Origin of the sequence: Agrobacterium sp. RC10-4-1, assembly GCF_014138475.1 — a bacterium.
GTDB classification, from domain to species: Bacteria; Pseudomonadota; Alphaproteobacteria; order Rhizobiales; family Rhizobiaceae; genus Agrobacterium; species Agrobacterium pusense.
Genome location: NZ_JACJIT010000001.1, coordinates 454,602 through 470,968 on the forward strand (window position 1 = coordinate 454,602; position 16,367 = coordinate 470,968).

The window sequence follows — 16,367 nt, forward strand, 5'->3', positions numbered from 1 at the left end:
CTCATCCGGCACTTCGGGCCACCTTCTCCGCGGCGGGAGAAGAATTTTCTGGGCAAATCAGCTCATCTGGCTGACGAACTTCGTCTCCAGATAGGCCTGGACTGCTTCGGAGCCACCTTCCGTGCCATAACCAGAGTCCTTGATGCCGCCAAAGGGGACTTCGGGAAGAGCAAGGCCGTTGTGGTTGATGGTCAGCATGCCGGCCTCGACCTGTTGGCCAAGCGCGTGCGCGGTCTTGACCGAACCGGTGAAGGCATAGGATGCAAGGCCGAAGGGCAGGCGGTTCGCCTCGGTGATGGCGTCATCGAAGCTTGAGAACCGGTTGATAATGGCGACCGGGCCGAAGGGCTCGTCATTCATGATCTTGGCTGATGTCGGCACATTGGCGAGAACCGTCGGCTCGAAGAAATTGCCCTTGTTACCGATGCGGCGGCCGCCGGTCTTCAATTCGCCGCCATGCGAAACGGCGTCGTTGATGAGGCCTTCCAGCGCCGGGATGCGACGCTCATTGGCGAGCGGGCCCATCACGACACCATCTTCCAGGCCATTGCCCACCTTGATTGCCTTGGTTGCTTCCACAAAACCTTCAAGGAACCGATCGGCCACGCCGTCCTGCACGAGGAAGCGGGTAGGGGCGACACAGACCTGGCCGGCATTGCGGAACTTGGCAAGCGAGGTGACTTCGATGGCCTTGTCGATATCGGCGTCGTCGAAGATCATGACAGGCGCATGCCCGCCCAGTTCCATCGTTGCGCGCTTCATGTGCCTGCCGGCCAGTGCAGCCAGATGTTTACCAACGGGCGTGGAGCCTGTGAAGGATATCTTGCGAATGACCGGATGCGGAATGAGATATTCCGAAATCTCTGACGGTACGCCATAGACGAGGCCGACGACGCCCGCCGGAACGCCCGCATCAACAAAGGCGCGGATGAGTTCGGCAGGCGACGCCGGCGTCTCTTCCGGCGCCTTGACGATGATGGAGCAGCCGGTTGCAAGCGCGGCGGAAAGCTTGCGGACGATCTGGTTGATCGGGAAGTTCCATGGCGTAAACGCTGCAACGGGTCCGACCGGCAGCTTGATGGCCAGCTGTGAGACACCGGTTGCCCGCGCCGGGATGACCTGCCCATAGGTGCGGCGCGCCTCTTCTGCGAACCAGTCGATGGTGTCGGCCGCGCCCATGATTTCAGTGGCGGACTGCGCCAGCGGCTTGCCCTGTTCGCGGGTCATGATGTAGGCGATCTTGTCCTTGCGCTCGCGCAATATGTCGGCCGCCCTGCGCATGATCTTGGAACGCTCAAAGGGCGAGGTGTCGCGCCACACCTTGAAACCCCGCTCGGCGGCGGCGAGCGCCAGATCGAGGTCTTCCTTCTCGGCATGCGCAATCGCGCCGATGATTTCGTCCGTCGCCGGATCGGAGACGGCGATTGTCTTACCGGAAACGGCATCGCGCCATTCGCCACCAATGAGAAGTTTGATGTCGGGATAGGTGTGCATAGGGGCTACCTTCATGATGCGGCCGATACGGCGCATGCCGCCCGGCCCGGAGAGGTGAACAGAATTTTCCTGGCCGGACGAAATCCGGCGTCGCAGCTTTCGCAGCGTGGAACAGGTGTCTGGGCTTTTCCGGCGGAGGTCGTGGACTGCCGGAAACGGAAACGACAGTGCTTATATTAAGTTCCGGGCGGTATGTTTCAACCGCTTGCCCGAGGTAATGCCATGATTTTTATGTGACGCGGAACCATCATTCGCCGTTTGTGCCGTCATGGATGTCGATGCCGATTTCCGGCGGCAACGGCGGGCGCGAATCACGTTGCTTCGTAAGGAAACGGTGGAAATTCGGCCACAATTCGGCCGTGGTCACGCTGGACGGATCGGGGGCGGGCGGTGCGCGGCGTTACCGGTTGCGTCATAACAGGGCGCGCAACGTCAAAAAGTACAATAAGACGGAAAAATTATCCAAAGGGTTTACTCAATACCTAGAGAAAATACGGATAAAATCTCAGTGAGGATATAACATCGGTTCCTGATATATATGCTGTTGGCGGTTCCCTTGACCTTCCAGGGTTGGCGAAAACCCTCGACCTGAACGTTATCGATGGAGAAAAATTATGAATTTCGCCCGGGTACTTCTCAGTGCGTTCATGTCGCTCGTGTGGCTTTCCTGTGCCGAGGCGGGAGACATAGCCAAGCCGCAGGGCAAGCCGATATTAACCATATCCGGCAACATCACCAACACCAATACCGATGGAGCTGCGGAATTTGACCGCGACATGCTGGAAGCGCTCGGCATGGACACCGTGGAGACGACGACACCGTGGCACGACGGCCGTGTCCGTTTTGACGGTGTGTCGCTTGCCAAGCTGATGGATGTCGTCGGCGCAAAGGGCACCAGTGTCACGGCGGTGGCTCTCAACGATTATGTGAGCACGATACCGGTTGAAGACTTTAAGAAATTCAATGTTATCCTCGCCATCAAACTGGATGGCAATTATATGACAGTACGCGAAAAGGGCCCGTTGTTTGTCATCTATCCCTATGACAGCGATCCGGAACTGCAGAAGCAGACTTATTATTCGCGGTCCGCATGGCAAGTCGCCAAACTGATAGTGGAATAAAGGTGCCGTTTGCGAAAACTTGTGGCGGTGATCATCTGTTGCTTCGTCCTGGCAACGGGCTATATCGCTTTCGTCATTGCCGAGCGGCAGACCGCTCTGCAGAAGTTCGCCCGCTATAATGACTCATGGGCCGTCAGCCAGACAGTAGCCGAATATCTGCGCCTCCAGAATAAACTCGCTGTGTTCGCGCTTAATCCCGGCAGGGTTGACCGGGATGAATTGCAGCTGCGTCTGGATATCATGCTCAGTCGCCTGGAGCTGTTGAAGCAGGGCAACCTCGGCGCTTTCATCAATGAAAAGCAGCAATGGCGGGATCTGGTAACCCGCCTTGACGCCGTTCTGGCGCGTCTCGAACAGCAGATAAACAGCTTGAATTCGAGCGATGTGCCGGATCTTCTTGCCGCTATGAGCGCGCTGGATGCGCCGATGACGACGCTCGCCTCGTCTTCCGTCGCGTATGATGTGAATCTGATCGATACCGCCCATGAGGATGTCCGCAAGCTCCACATCGTCTATACGGCGCTGGCGGGCGGTCTCATCCTCTGCGGCATCGCGCTTGTCATATTGCTGCTTCGCCAGAACGATCTCCTGAACCGCGCGCAGAAAAGCATGCGCGGGCTGACGGACGATCTGCGCGCCGCGACGCTGGAGTTGCAGGCAAAGAATGTCCGTCTGGAGCATGATGCCTATCACGATGCGCTGACGGGCCTGCCGAACCGGGCGCTGTTCCGGCAGGAACTGATCGAGCGGCTGCGCCGGTCCTTCGGTGGCACCGGTACGACAGCCATATTGTTGCTCGATCTCGACGGATTCAAGGATGTCAACGACACGCTCGGCCACGATGCAGGCGATGCGCTGCTTCAGGCCGTGGCGCAGCGCCTCTCGGCCATCGGCGGCGATTATGACATGGTTTGCCGCCTTGGAGGCGATGAGTTCGCGGTTGTCTCCGACGATCTGAATGAGGACGCCGCGCGCCGTCTTGCCACCAAGCTCATCGATCAGATCAGCCGCACCTATCAGCTGGGTGAGCAGGAGGTCAAAATCGGCACCTGCATCGGCATCGCCATATCGCACGGTGCAGTGGATGCGGATGAATTGTTCAAGCGGGCGGATCTGGCGCTTTACGAGGCGAAAGCCATCGGTCCAGGTCGTGCGAGCGTTTTCAAGGTTCGGATGCAGAAGCAGCTGACCGAGAAGAAATCCTTCGAAGCCGATCTGCAGACGGCACTGCAGAACGACGAGATGGAAGTTTATTACCAGCCGCAGGTGGCGACGCAGACGCGCAAGCTTTGCGGCTTCGAGGCGTTGCTTCGCTGGAAACATCCGGTGCGCGGCGATGTGCCCCCCAGTGTGTTCATTCCCGTCGCGGAAAGAACCGGTCTCATCCATTCGCTCGGAAAGTGGGTGATGGAAACTGCCTGCCGCGAGGCGATGGGCTGGGACGAGGACATGAAGGTGGCCGTCAATCTATCACCCGTTCAGTTCCATAGTACCAACCTTATTCAAAACGTCATGGGCGCGCTTGAAAAAAGCGGACTGGAACCAAGCCGGCTCGAACTTGAGATCACCGAATCGATCCTGCTCAACAAGAGCGACCAGACGATCAACACGCTGTCGCGGCTGAAGGCTGTCGGCATCAAGATCGCCATGGATGATTTCGGCACTGGCTATTCATCGCTCGCCAATCTGCGCGGCGTCCCCTTCGACAAGATCAAGATCGACCGATCCTTTCTGCGCGATATCACCAGCGACCGGGATGCGCTGGCGATCGTGGAATTCGTGGTCGGTGTTGGCCGCAGTTTGCGAATGACGACGATTGCGGAAGGTATCGAGACGGAAGAGCAATATGAATGCGTCAGGCGTCTGGGATGCGACCAGGTTCAGGGATATCTGATCAGCAGGCCGCTGCCGGCCAAGGAACTCGTCGCCTGGAGCTCTGCCTGAGACGCGCCTGTCCTGGCGGCCATTGGAATTTTTACCAAGTGATACCGTCGCTCGCGAAAACCCATACCGGTTACCGCAACGATGCTGTAGAGCATTTTCGGTTGATACGGGACCGTTGCGGCGAGACGACCGGATTTTGCGAAAAGGCTTGAGACATGGAAATACTGGACGTGCATGGAGTTGCCCTGCCTCTTTCTCCCGATGAGGTGTCGCCCGTCATCTGGCAGGCGCTGACCGACGGCAGCTACGAGGCGAAGGAGGCTCGCAGCGTCCTGAAAGCCATCAAGCCCGGTGATCGGGTGCTGGAGCTGGGTTCCGGTATCGGGATCATCACGTCGATCATTGCAGGCATCCAGGATGTTTCCGTATGGGCTTTCGAGGCCAACCCCGCGACTGCGGCGCTGGCCGAGCGGGTGATCAAGGCCAATTGCCGGGGTAACGTCGTGTTTTCGCAGGGGCTTCTTACCGCCGACGAGCCAAGCTCCTATTCTTTTTACGTTCGCAGGGATCTCTGGATGTCGTCCATGGACGAAAATCAGGGTCCCTATGAGAAACGGATCGAAATCTCCTCCGCCAACATCGATGAATTCATCACGAGCCGCGGCATTACAGCGCTCGTCATGGATATCGAGGGTGCGGAACGCGATCTGCTTGGCAGGGCCGACCTGAGCGGCGTGGAGCGGATATTCGTCGAGCTGCACGACCACCTCTACGGTCTTGCCGGCGTCCGCGACATCATGCAGGCACTCACCGCCAAGGGTTATGCCTATGATCCGCGCGGCTCTCGCGGTCCTTGCGTGCTGTTTTCCCGGGATGACAGCCCGAGGGAATACGATCCCGAGGTGGATTGAAAGCCGGGCACCTCAAGCCGAGGGCGACGTTGGAGAGTTTGTTTCAAGCTGCGGGTAGGCGCTAAGCGTTCTGCCCGCAATCATTTACCAACCGCTTGCGCCATCTGGTGCAACCTTTGGAGCTTCATGCCGTTTAGTGCCCGTGCCGCAATTCATCTGGCAGCGGGCAGCTCTATTGTTGCAAAAAATGCAATTCATTCCGAATTGTTATTGTAATTGTTGAAGTCATTTTCCTGCGTCATTATCCCTCCATCAAACCGGCGCACAACAGGATGCACCATTCCAACGCAACCGAAGGAGAAACGATCATGGGCTTTGTTAAGACGACAGACGGAACCGAAATCTTCTACAAGGACTGGGGCCCGAAGGATGCCCAGCCGATCGTTTTCCACCATGGCTGGCCGCTCTCGTCCGATGACTGGGATGCGCAGATGCTGTTCTTCGTCTCCAAGGGTTATCGTGTTGTCGCCCATGACCGCCGTGGTCACGGCCGTTCCGCCCAGGTTGCCGATGGTCACGACATGGACCACTACGCCGCCGACGCCTTTGCCGTCGTTGAAGCGCTCGATCTGAAGAATGCCGTGCATATCGGCCATTCCACCGGCGGCGGCGAAGTTGCCCGTTATGTCGCCAAGCATGGCGAACCCGCCGGCCGTGTCGCCAAGGCGGTTCTCGTTTCCGCCGTACCGCCGATCATGGTCAAGACCGAAGCCAATCCGGAAGGCCTGCCGATGGAGGTTTTTGACGGCTTCCGCTCTGCGCTTGCCGCAAACCGTGCCCAGTTCTTCCGCGATGTCCCGGCCGGTCCGTTCTATGGCTTCAACCGCGATGGCGCGACCGTGCATGAAGGCGTTATCCAGAACTGGTGGCGTCAGGGCATGATGGGCGGTGCAAAGGCCCATTACGACGGCATCAAGGCCTTCTCGGAAACCGACCAGACCGAGGACCTGAAGAATATCAGCGTTTCGACGCTTGTTCTGCACGGTGAAGACGACCAGATCGTTCCGATCGCCGACTCCGCCCTGAAATCGGTGAAGCTGCTGAAAAACGGCACGCTGAAGACCTATCCCGGTTTCTCGCATGGCATGCTCACCGTCAATGCCGATGTGCTGAACGCCGATCTGCTGGCCTTCATCAAGGGCTGATACTTTTGCGACATCACAATGCGGCCGATCATTCGGCCGCATTTTGCGTTTCGCATCAGGCGAGGCGGCCTCGCCAGACATTGCGGTAAGAGGTGAGACCGGGAATGTCGTGCGGCGTGAAATGGCGCTCTCGACCGGCAAGCGGTTTGATGCCGGTAAGCAGGGCCGCGCCCGCGCTGGTGCCGGTAGACCCTTCGACCGCCGTTACGTCCGTCTCTGCAAAGCCGGCCAGCGCCTTCAGATAAAGGGCGTTGCTGGCGAAAGGGCCTTCGACAAGGATGGGACCTTTCCGCCCGATGAGCGAAAGGCTGAATTCCGTCATCAACGCCAGGTAAAGCGATGTCGCCGCGTGTCGCTCTGCAGCGGTGGCGTTTTTATCGCCGAGCCACTGCGCCGTCTTGTCCGGAAACGGGCCGGAGCCGCTGACAACACTCGGCAGCAGCATCATGCCCCTGGCCACAACGCCGCCGAGAGCTGCGTCTATTGCTTCGTCTTTTGCTTCTCCGAATTGCTGTGCCAGCATTTCATATTCCCTGCCGCCCATGAAGCGGGAAGAGGGAACGGGACGGCCGAGAGCATCGACATTCAGGAGTGTGTCGCGGATGGGATCGAGCGCACCCGCCGCGCCGCCAATGGCGAAATTCACCACCCAGGTGCCGGTGGAGACGACCGAAAAATCACCGTCGCGGCGCAGAAGATGCGGCAGGAGCGAGGCGTTGGAATCGTGGATTCCACAATAAACCGGCATATGCGGCGAAAGGCCGGTTTCGATTGCCAGTGATTGGTGGATTGTACCCAGGACATCGAAAGCGGAGCGGACCGGCGCCATTAACGTCTCGATACCGAGACGCTCGACGAGCGAGGAGAAGCTCTTCCGGCGCGGGTTCCAGAGATCGGTATGACAGCCGAGCGAGGTCGTTTCCGTGGCCCGAATGCCGGTCAGACGTCCCGCCCAATATTGTGGATAGGTAACGATGCTGCGCACCCTGGCGAAATCGTTCGGAAAGGCCGTCTTCTGGAAATGGATTTGCGCGCCAAGGTTCAGCCCGGCGGGAAGCTGTGGTGAACCGGTCTCGGCAAAATCGGGCCGGATGTTGCGATAGGCTTCCTCAATGGCTGCGGGATAGCTGTGTTCATAATCGAGCACAGGCATGGCGAGGTCGCCGTTCCCATCGAGAAGTGCTGCCGAAGCGCCATGGGTCGTGATGGAAATCGCATCGAAGCCGGGCTTCTGGCCGAAACGCTGAAGCGTGGAGAGAATGAAGCTCCAGAGCATCTCCACATCGTAATGCGGATAAATTCCATCGCGGAGGACCGGGTTCGCCTGTTTTTTGCTGGCAATCTCCTCGCCGCTGCCGGTGTCGATGACGACGACCTTGGCGTTGGTCTTGCCGATATCGATGACCGCGACGCGGTCCGGTCTGGTGCTCTTGCTCATGGCAGATGGAACACCGTCACCAGATCTTTTGCGACCGGCGAATTATCGGGATTGCTCTCCATGATATCGGCCATGTGGGCCCACCACTTTTTCATCACGGGATGCTCTGGCAGAGCCGCCATGCGATGGGTCTTCGGGCGCGTCAGCACGCCGAAAAGGATGTTGGTTTCCGGGTCGAGATGAATGGAATAGTCACTCACCCCTGCCTCGTGCAGCAGTGTCACCAGTTCCGGCCATATCTCGTCATGGCGCTTTTTATATTCGGCCTCTTTTCCCGGAAAGAGTTTCATCTTGAAGGCGTATTTTTCGAGTTCCGTCATGGCTCAGCTTCTCATGGACCGAAGGCGGCGGACAACGATGGGGATGGCTATGGTAACGATGAGCAGCAGGCCAACGAAGATCGACATGACGATGCCGGGCACGTTCAAAAGCCCCAGCCCGAAAGTGACGAGGCCCATGACGAAGGCGGCGATGACGACGCCTGCGATGGTGCCGGAGCCGCCAAGGATCGACACACCGCCCAGCACAACCATCGTCACGACCTCCAGCTCCCAGCCCTGAGCAATCGACGGCCGCGTCGAACCGAGCCGCGAGGTGAGGCAGACGGCGGCAATGCCGCTCATCAGGCCCGTGAGCAGGAAGAGGATGAACTTCACCCGCTCGACGGGGATGCCGGAGAAACGGGCGGCGAACGGGTTGTTGCCGATCACATAGACCTGCCGGCCAAAATTGGTGGCATGCAGCAGAATGGCGAAGAGAATGGCCATGGCGATAAACAGGACGAATTCGAACGAAATCACCCAGAAGACGTAACCCTGACCGAAATAGGCGAAATCGGCGGGGTATTTGCCATAGGCCTGATCACCCAGCACCATGTAGGAAATGCCGCGAAACAGGCTCATGGTACCGATGGTGACGACGATGGACGGCAGTTTCAGCCCGGCGACCAGGAACCCGTTGAAGGCGCCGCACAAAAGCCCGGTGCCGATGCCGATCGCAACAAGGCCCGGTGTGCCGGCGCCCATCTGCACCGCAGCGCCCATGGCGGTGGACGCGAGCGCGATGATGGCGGCGACCGAGAGATCGATCTCACCGGCGATGATCAGCAGCGCCATTGCAAATGCAATGATGGCCTTTTCCGTGAAGTTGAAGGTCGCATCAGACAGGTTCCAGGCATTGAGGAAATAGGGCGAGGCCAGCGAATTGGCGATGAAGATCAGGATCGCTACGCCGAGCAGCAGCACTTCCCAGCTGCCCATGATGCGCCGTAGAGGTGTTCCCAGCTTGTCTGGAATGATGCGCGGGCTTTGTGTTGAATGGGACGGCGTGCTCATGCTGCGGCCTCCTTGGGCTGATCACCTGCGGCGCGGTCCCGCAGGATGATGCGGCCTTTCCTGGCTTCGGCGCGGGCGTTGAAGACGACGGCGAGCACGATGACGACGCCTGATATCGCCATCTGCGCGAAGGGCGAGATGCCAATGACGGGGAGCGCGTTCTTGATGACGCCGAGGAACAGCGCGCCGAGCACGGCACCCGCCACCGAACCGATGCCGCCCGCAATCGAAATGCCGCCGATCACATTTGCCGCCACGCTGTCTAGTTCGAAGCCGGCGGCGATGTCGACATAGGCAACCGCGTAACGCGACACCCAGAGATAGCTGGCGAGACCGGCGAGCGCGCCCGAGAGCACGAAGGCGAAGAAGCGCGTGCGGCCGACATCGATGCCCGCATAAACGGCTGCACTCGGATTACCGCCCGAGGCATAAGCGGAGCGGCCGAAGGAAGTCCGGCCGAGCACCAGCCAGGCGCCGGCGATGATGAGGATCGCCACCCAGGAAAGGACCGGCATGCCGAGAATCATGGTGCGCGGCACGTTGAGGAAAGTGGGGGATAGCTGGTGCGCATTCACCCAGCCGCCGCCCGAAAGCACGAAGGCCATGCCGCGATAGATGGTGAGTGTACCAAGCGTGACGACGATGGGCGGAATGCCGAGCCACCAGACCAGAACGCCGTTGAGCGAGCCGAGAAACGCGCCGATGCCGACAGCCATGACGATAAGCAGCGGCAGCGGAATGCCCGGAAAGGCAGCGTTGGTCATCGCCACCGCCATACCGGTAAAGGCAAGATTGGCTGCGACCGAAAGGTCTATGGATTTTGTAAGGATGACCGCCATCTGGCCCAGCGCCAGAATGATGAGAATGGAGGTATCGTTGAAGATGTTGACGAGATTGCCGGGCCGGCCGAAGCCGGGGGCGCGCATCGCAAAACCGGCGATCATGACGATGATGATACCCGCCAGCAGCCATTCGCGGTTTTTGAGTAGACGTTGCATGTTAGCCCCTCTCAGGCATTGCCGGTGGCGGCGCGCACCAGCTTTTCCGGGGAAAAATCGGCGCGTTCGAACTGGCCCGCCATCAGGCCTTCGCGCATGACGATGGCGCGGTCGGACATGCCGAGGATTTCGGGAAGTTCGGACGAGATCATGATGATCGACAGGCCTTCGGCCGCGAGCTCGCTGATGAAGCCGTGCACCGCTGCCTTGGAGCCGATATCGATGCCCTTTGTCGGCTCATCGAGGATGATGACCTTTGGCTGGGTGGCGAGCCATTTGCCGATCACCACCTTCTGCTGGTTGCCGCCTGAAAGTGTACCGACCGGCACCGAAAGGGCGGCGGCGCGCAGATCGAGCCGCGAGGCATATTTGCGCGCAAGCGCGAATTCGTTGGCGGCGGCCAGGAAGCCCTTGCGCGAGGTGCGAGTAAGTGAAGGCAGCGACATGTTCTGGTAGATCGGCATGTCGAGCGCCAGACCGTGGCGGCCGCGTTCCTCCGGCACGTAGACGATACCGGCGCGGATGGCATCTTCCGGCGAGCGGATTGTGATGGGTTGGCCGTTCAACATCACTTCACCCGATGCCGGGCGGGTGATGCCGAATAGCGACTGGCAAAGCTCCGAACGCCCGGCGCCGATCAGCCCGTAAAGGCCAAGGATTTCGCCCTTGCGTAGCTCGAGAGAGATATCGCGAAACTCGGTCTGATGAGAGTAATCGCGGACTGAAAGAACCGTGGGACCCAGCGTAACAGCCTGCTTTGGAAAGGCGTTCGTTACATCACGGCCAACCATCAGCCGAACGATTTCATCCTGCGGGGTGGTCGTGAGCGTGCCGGCGCCCACCATCCTGCCGTCCCGGAAGACGGCATAGTTTTCTGCAATCTCATAGACCTCATCGAATTTGTGGCTGATGAAGAGAATAGCCTTGCCCTGCCGCTTCAGGTTTTCGACGATGCGGAAGAGATCATCGATTTCCTTGCGCGAAAGGGCGGCGGTCGGTTCGTCCATGATGACGATGCGCGCCTCGACCGACAGGGCGCGGGCAATGGCGACGAGGTGGCGCTGTGCGATCGACAGGTCTTTCAGCCGGATCGTCGGATCGATGGCGCTTTCGAGCTGTTCAAGCAGAATTCTGGCACGCGTATTGATGGTCTTCCAGTCGATCAGGCCGAGACGGCCCTTCGGGGCATGACCGAGAAAGATGTTTTCACCGACGGAAAGCTCATCGAACAGCACGGTTTCCTGATGAATGGCCGTCACGCCGGCATCGATGGCATCCTGTGCGCTGTGAAAATTGACGGGCTGGCCGTCGAGAAGGATGTCGCCCTCGTTCGGGCGGTAAATGCCGGTGAGGATCTTGACGAGCGTGGATTTGCCCGCGCCGTTTTCGCCGATCAGGGCGGTGACCTTGCCGGGGTAAAGCGCAATATCGACGCCATCCAGCGCCTTGACGCCGGGGAATATTTGGCTGATGCCGCGCATTTCGAGAATGGGCGTGGCGCTGGGAGCTTCTGCAGCGTTTAGGATTTGAGGTTCGGCACGCATCATTCGTCTTACCGGTCGGTTTGTGTGAAGCGGCGAGGAGCTACCCCCTCTGCACTGCCGGGCATCTCCCCCTCGAGGGGGAGATCGGCAGGAGGCTCTACCACCACTTCATTCGCAAATGTCGAGATGGGCGAAACTTATCCGCGAGTCGATCTCTCCCTCGAGGGGGAGATGCCCGGCAGTGCAGAGGGGGTAACCCTCCGCCCGCGGTCAGCAACTTCTCAGATCAAAAAATCTTCGAAAACTGATCGATATTCTTCGCGTCATAAACAAACGGATCAGCCATCGCCGCTTCGCTGTTTTCACCAACCTTGATTTTGCCCATACGGCCGGCTTCAATTTCCGAACCCGGCTTGCCGTCGGTTTCGCCCTTCACGAGGCGATAGGCGATCTGGGTGGCGGAATAGCCGAGGTCGATGGGGTTCCAGATGGCGAATTCCTTGGTGGCGCCCGACTTGATGGCGCCGGCCATTTCGGAAGGCAGGCCAAGACCGGTGACATAGACCTGACCGATCTTGCCGGCATCCTTCACGGCCTGCGAAGCGGCGAGAACGCCGACCGTCGTCGGCGCGACGATGACCTTCACATTCGGCTGCGAGGAGAGAAGGCCCTGTGCTTCGCGGTAGCTCTTGTCGGCGAGGTCGTCGCCATAGACCGTCGTGACGAGGTTGAGGCCGGGGAAGTCCTTCAGCTGCTTCTTCATCTCATCGATCCAGATGTTCTGGTTCGTGGAGGTGGTGGTGGCCGAAAGAATGGCGAAATCGCCCTTGCCGCCTTCCAGATGCGATGCTGCGAGCTGCAGGCACATTTTGCCGATCAGCGCGTTGGACGAGGGGTTGAGCTGAAGAATGCGTCCTTCGGGCGCAACGCCGGAATCCCAGGAAATCACCTTGATGCCGCGCTGCGCCGCCTTCTTCAGCGCCGGAACCACGGCGTCGGGATCGTTGGCGGAAATGGCGATGGCGTCGACGCCCTGCGCGATCAGCGAATTGATGACTTCGATCTGGCCTTCCGCCGTTGTGCTGGTCGGGCCGGTATAGATGATCTCGACTCCGCCGAGGTCCTTTGCGGCTTCCTGTGCGCCCTTGTTGGCGGCTTCGAAAAAGCCGTTGCCAAGCGATTTCACCACCAGCGCGATCTTCACGTCGGCGGCCTGTGCAACGCCGCCGAGGCCGGCTACGGAGAGTGCCGCGCCGAGCGCGAGTACGCTCGTTAATGTTCTGCGTGTAAGTTTCATGTCCCTTTTCCTCCCGTTTTTGAACCTTGCAACTTCCCTGCCGGCGCTCCTCAAGCGACCGACGAAGAATTCTCCTCATCCGGCGGACCGGCCGTTTTCGCGTCCGCCACGGCGCCGGCGATCAGCAGCTCTACCCCGGCATCTTCCACCATCCTTGCCGCCTCGTCAGAAATCCCGTCATCGGTGATGATGGTCGACACGTTCTCGAGCGGGCAGAGAATGAGGCTGGACCGTTTCCTGAATTTCGAGGAATCGACCATCACGATCAGCTCTTCCGCCTGCCGCATCAGCTTCTGCTCGCTCTGTATGACCAGCGCGTCGGATTCCATGATGCCGAGCGCACCCACGCCCTGCGCCCCGAGAAAAATCCGCCGTGCATAGAAGTTGCGGATTGCGTCATTCTCGAAGGGTGACAGGATCAGGCTCTGGTCACGATAGATCGCGCCACCCGGCACGCTGACATTGCATTTGGAATGCTTGACCAGATGCTCGGCGATGGCGAAAGAATTGGTCATCACCTGCAGGCGGCGCGCCGCCATGTAATGCACCATCTGGAATGTCGTGGTGCCGCCATTCAGGATGATCGCATCGCCATCATTGCAGAGATCGACCGCCTTGCGCGCAATTGCGCGTTTCTTGTCGATGTTGACTGATTCGGACACGCGGAATGGCCGCGCGGCCAGATTGCCGAGCTGCGGCGGATGCACCGCTTCCGCACCGCCGCGCACGCGCCGCAACTTGCCCTGCACGTGCAGGGACGCAATATCCCGCCGAATGGTCGCTTCCGACGCATCCGTCAATTCCGCAATATCCTGCACCGTCACCACAGGTTTTTCCTGTATGGCGCTCAAGATGATGCGATGGCGTTCGCGTTCGTGCATTTGGTCCTCCTGATCGTGATTATTCGCAATCTCTTTACGTTGTCAATCAACAACGATCAAATTAATCAATATCGCGCTGCAACATGAAAATTTATGATCGTTTTTGATTGACATTGGGCTTTTGGATGCGCGATACCTGCCGTTAAAGGAGGCGGACCGGTGTCGGTTCGCGAATGAAGACCATGTGGGAGGAAGACATGACGGGAACATCCCGCCTTCTCGAAAGCCGTTGGGACGACGCTTATGCCAGGACGCTCGATGAGCCGGGAAAGCTTCTTTACCGCTCCAACCTGCTCGGTGCCGACAAGCGCATCACCAATTACGGAGGCGGGAACACATCAGCAAAGGTGCTTGAAACCGATCCCCTGACGGGCGAGAAGGTCCGCGTCATGTGGGTGAAGGGCTCCGGCGGCGATGTCGGCACCATCAAGCTTGATGGTTTTGCAACGCTTTATCTCGACAAGCTGGAAGCGCTGAAGGGCATTTACAAGGGTGTTCAGGATGAGGACCGCATGGTCGGCTTCCTGCCGCATTGCACCTTCAACCTCAATCCGCGCGCGGCCTCCATAGATACGCCGCTGCACGGTTTCGTGCCTTATGATCATGTCGACCATATGCATCCCGATGCAATCATCGCTATCGCCGCCTCGAAAAACTCGAAGGAATTGACGCAGCAGATTTTCGGCGACGACATCGGTTGGCTGCCCTGGCGTCGCCCCGGTTTCCAGCTGGGCCTCGATCTGGAAGCTTTCGTCAAGGCCAATCCGAAAGCCAAGGGCGTCGTGCTGGAAAGCCACGGCCTCTTCACATGGGATAACGACGCCAAGGCGTGTTACGAACTGACGCTCGCCATCATCAACAAGGCCATCGAATGGTTTGCGGAAGAGACCGAAGGCAAGGCGATCTTCGGCGGGGCAGTGGCCAAAAGCCTGCCGGTTGCCGAACGTCGGGCCATCGCCGCCCGGTTGATGCCGGAAATCCGTGGCCGCATCGGCCGTGAAGAACGCAAGCTCGGCCACTTTGACGATCAGGATGCCGTTCTGGAATTCGTCAATTCGAAGGATTTGAAACCGCTCGGTGCGCTGGGCACATCCTGCCCGGACCATTTCCTGCGCACGAAAATTCGTCCGCTGATCCTTGATCTCGATACCGCAAATCCAGATGTGGATGCGCTGACGGCCAGCCTAGACAAGGCGCTGGAGGACTATCGCGCGGATTACACGCGCTATTATGAAGCTTGCCGCCACGATAATTCGCCAAAAATGCGTGATCCGAACCCGGTGATATTCCTCATCCCCGGCGTCGGCATGCTGTCTTTCGCTAAAGACAAGGCCACGGCCCGCATCGCCGGCGAATTTTATGTCAACGCTATTAATGTCATGCGTGGCGCGTCCACCGTGTCGGAATATCAGGGTCTTCCCGAGCAGGAAGCCTTCGATATCGAATATTGGCTGCTGGAAGAAGCGAAGCTGCAGCGCATGCCGAAGCCGAAGAGCCTTGCGGGCCGCGTGGCCTTCGTTACGGGCGGCGCCGGCGGCATCGGCCGGGCGACGGCGGAGCGGCTGGCGGGCGAGGGTGCCTGTGTGGTGCTGGCCGATATCGATGAAGCGGCACTGGAGGCTGCGAAGGGCGATTTCGTCAAGCGGTATAGCGCGGATGCGGTGCGTACCGTCAAGCTTGACGTGACGCAGGAGAATGCAGTGATTTCCGCCTTCGCGGAAGCGAGTGTGGAATTCGGAGGCGTGGATATCCTCGTTTCCAATGCCGGCATCGCTTCTTCCGCTCCGGTGGAAGATACGACGCTTGCCATGTGGAACAAGAATATCGACATTCTCGCGACAGGCTATTTCCTCGTTTCGCGAGAAGCATTCCGGCTGCTGCGGCGCCAGAATCTCGGCGGCAACGTCGTTTTTGTCGCTTCCAAAAATGGCCTCGCCTCTTCGCCCAATGCCTCGGCCTATTGCACCGCGAAGGCGGCAGAAATTCATCTAGCCCGTTGCCTTGCGCTTGAGGGGGCGGAGGCCGGCATTCGCGTCAACACCGTCAATCCCGATGCCGTGCTGCGCGGTTCGAAGATCTGGAGCGGCGAATGGCGCGAGCAGCGCGCGGCCTCTTCCAAGATCGAAGTGACCGATCTGGAGGAACATTACCGCAAGCGCTCCATGCTAAAACTCAATGTCTTTCCGGAAGATATCGCCGAGGCGATCTACTTCCTGGCGTCCGACGCTTCGGCCAAGTCGACCGGCAACATCATCAATGTTGATGCCGGTAATGCGCAGAGTTTTACGCGGTAGACGTCCGGCAGGTCCCACCTCCGTCATTCCGGCCTTGAACCGGAATCCAGCAGTCGCGTATCTGCGCGGCGGGAGAGTCTTCTCAG

At 59.2% G+C, this 16,367-nt stretch carries 13 protein-coding genes; 5 read left to right on the top strand and 8 right to left on the bottom strand.

The genetic code is table 11. From position 1 onward, the window contains the following. Positions 1 to 57: 57 nt before the first annotated feature. Positions 58 to 1,494 carry an NAD-dependent succinate-semialdehyde dehydrogenase gene (locus tag FHW77_RS02115; protein WP_003585659.1) on the bottom strand — a complete coding sequence of 479 codons (1,437 nt, stop codon included), beginning with the start codon at positions 1,492 to 1,494 and terminating at the stop codon, positions 58 to 60. A gap of 614 nt (positions 1,495 to 2,108) precedes the next feature. Between FHW77_RS02115 and FHW77_RS02120 the strand changes: the two genes are divergently transcribed. The 4 genes from FHW77_RS02120 to FHW77_RS02135 all read left to right on the top strand — a co-directional run bounded on the left by FHW77_RS02120 (position 2,109) and on the right by FHW77_RS02135 (position 6,555). Beyond that, positions 2,109 to 2,615, top strand: coding sequence for a putative pterin-binding protein (locus FHW77_RS02120; RefSeq protein WP_003585660.1), 507 nt, complete (start codon positions 2,109 to 2,111; stop codon positions 2,613 to 2,615). A 9-nt stretch (positions 2,616 to 2,624) separates the two neighbouring features. After that, a complete protein-coding gene (locus FHW77_RS02125; protein WP_003585661.1) occupies positions 2,625 to 4,559 on the top strand; it encodes a putative bifunctional diguanylate cyclase/phosphodiesterase in 1,935 nt (644 codons plus the stop codon). A 155-nt stretch (positions 4,560 to 4,714) separates the two neighbouring features. Then, positions 4,715 to 5,410, top strand: coding sequence for an FkbM family methyltransferase (locus FHW77_RS02130; RefSeq protein ID WP_003585663.1), 696 nt, complete (start codon positions 4,715 to 4,717; stop codon positions 5,408 to 5,410). A 308-nt stretch (positions 5,411 to 5,718) separates the two neighbouring features. Further along, the gene (locus FHW77_RS02135) at positions 5,719 to 6,555 is read left to right on the top strand and encodes an alpha/beta fold hydrolase (protein WP_100911203.1); all 837 of its coding nucleotides are present in this window, start codon (positions 5,719 to 5,721) and stop codon (positions 6,553 to 6,555) included. A gap of 55 nt (positions 6,556 to 6,610) precedes the next feature. Here the strand turns inward: FHW77_RS02135 and FHW77_RS02140 are convergent, their stop codons facing one another. From FHW77_RS02140 to FHW77_RS02170, 7 genes are all read right to left on the bottom strand, one after another. Continuing rightward, positions 6,611 to 7,993 carry an FGGY-family carbohydrate kinase gene (locus FHW77_RS02140; RefSeq protein ID WP_004445559.1) on the bottom strand — a complete coding sequence of 461 codons (1,383 nt, stop codon included), beginning with the start codon at positions 7,991 to 7,993 and terminating at the stop codon, positions 6,611 to 6,613. Next, positions 7,990 to 8,313 carry an L-rhamnose mutarotase gene (gene rhaM / locus FHW77_RS02145; RefSeq protein ID WP_004445557.1) on the bottom strand — a complete coding sequence of 108 codons (324 nt, stop codon included), beginning with the start codon at positions 8,311 to 8,313 and terminating at the stop codon, positions 7,990 to 7,992. Before rhaM ends, FHW77_RS02140 begins: the two co-directional genes overlap by 4 nt. Positions 8,314 to 8,316: 3 nt before the next feature. Next, positions 8,317 to 9,327, bottom strand: a complete 1,011-nt coding sequence (locus FHW77_RS02150) for an ABC transporter permease (RefSeq protein WP_004445555.1) — start codon at positions 9,325 to 9,327, stop codon at positions 8,317 to 8,319. After that, complete coding sequence (locus FHW77_RS02155; protein ID WP_004445553.1) at positions 9,324 to 10,325, bottom strand: ABC transporter permease; 1,002 nt, start codon at positions 10,323 to 10,325, stop codon at positions 9,324 to 9,326. Before FHW77_RS02155 ends, FHW77_RS02150 begins: the two co-directional genes overlap by 4 nt. Before the next feature lie 11 nt (positions 10,326 to 10,336). Then, the gene (locus tag FHW77_RS02160) at positions 10,337 to 11,872 is read right to left on the bottom strand and encodes a sugar ABC transporter ATP-binding protein (RefSeq protein ID WP_004445551.1); all 1,536 of its coding nucleotides are present in this window, start codon (positions 11,870 to 11,872) and stop codon (positions 10,337 to 10,339) included. A 223-nt stretch (positions 11,873 to 12,095) separates the two neighbouring features. Then, complete coding sequence (gene rhaS / locus FHW77_RS02165) at positions 12,096 to 13,106, bottom strand: rhamnose ABC transporter substrate-binding protein (protein WP_004445550.1); 1,011 nt, start codon at positions 13,104 to 13,106, stop codon at positions 12,096 to 12,098. Positions 13,107 to 13,156: 50 nt separating this feature from the next. Then, the gene (locus FHW77_RS02170) at positions 13,157 to 13,987 is read right to left on the bottom strand and encodes a DeoR/GlpR family DNA-binding transcription regulator (RefSeq protein ID WP_004445548.1); all 831 of its coding nucleotides are present in this window, start codon (positions 13,985 to 13,987) and stop codon (positions 13,157 to 13,159) included. Between the two features lie 197 nt (positions 13,988 to 14,184). Here FHW77_RS02170 and FHW77_RS02175 point away from each other — a divergent pair, with 197 nt between their 5' ends. Beyond that, positions 14,185 to 16,281: a bifunctional rhamnulose-1-phosphate aldolase/short-chain dehydrogenase gene (locus FHW77_RS02175; RefSeq protein ID WP_004445547.1), complete on the top strand. Its 2,097-nt coding sequence runs from the start codon at positions 14,185 to 14,187 to the stop codon at positions 16,279 to 16,281. Positions 16,282 to 16,367: the final 86 nt, after the last annotated feature.

Excerpts from the sequence above, each read along its gene's own strand:
- FHW77_RS02115 (WP_003585659.1), bottom strand. The coding sequence starts at position 1,494 with ATGCACACCTATCCCGACATCAAACTTCTCATTGGTGGCGAATGGCGC.
- FHW77_RS02120 (WP_003585660.1), top strand. The coding sequence starts at position 2,109 with ATGAATTTCGCCCGGGTACTTCTCAGTGCGTTCATGTCGCTCGTGTGG.
- FHW77_RS02130 (WP_003585663.1), top strand. The coding sequence starts at position 4,715 with ATGGAAATACTGGACGTGCATGGAGTTGCCCTGCCTCTTTCTCCCGAT.
- FHW77_RS02135 (WP_100911203.1), top strand. The coding sequence starts at position 5,719 with ATGGGCTTTGTTAAGACGACAGACGGAACCGAAATCTTCTACAAGGAC.
- FHW77_RS02140 (WP_004445559.1), bottom strand. The coding sequence starts at position 7,993 with ATGAGCAAGAGCACCAGACCGGACCGCGTCGCGGTCATCGATATCGGC.
- rhaM (WP_004445557.1), bottom strand. The coding sequence starts at position 8,313 with ATGACGGAACTCGAAAAATACGCCTTCAAGATGAAACTCTTTCCGGGA.
- FHW77_RS02150 (WP_004445555.1), bottom strand. The coding sequence starts at position 9,327 with ATGAGCACGCCGTCCCATTCAACACAAAGCCCGCGCATCATTCCAGAC.
- FHW77_RS02155 (WP_004445553.1), bottom strand. The coding sequence starts at position 10,325 with ATGCAACGTCTACTCAAAAACCGCGAATGGCTGCTGGCGGGTATCATC.
- FHW77_RS02160 (WP_004445551.1), bottom strand. The coding sequence starts at position 11,872 with ATGATGCGTGCCGAACCTCAAATCCTAAACGCTGCAGAAGCTCCCAGC.
- rhaS (WP_004445550.1), bottom strand. The coding sequence starts at position 13,106 with ATGAAACTTACACGCAGAACATTAACGAGCGTACTCGCGCTCGGCGCG.
- FHW77_RS02170 (WP_004445548.1), bottom strand. The coding sequence starts at position 13,987 with ATGCACGAACGCGAACGCCATCGCATCATCTTGAGCGCCATACAGGAA.
- FHW77_RS02175 (WP_004445547.1), top strand. The coding sequence starts at position 14,185 with ATGACGGGAACATCCCGCCTTCTCGAAAGCCGTTGGGACGACGCTTAT.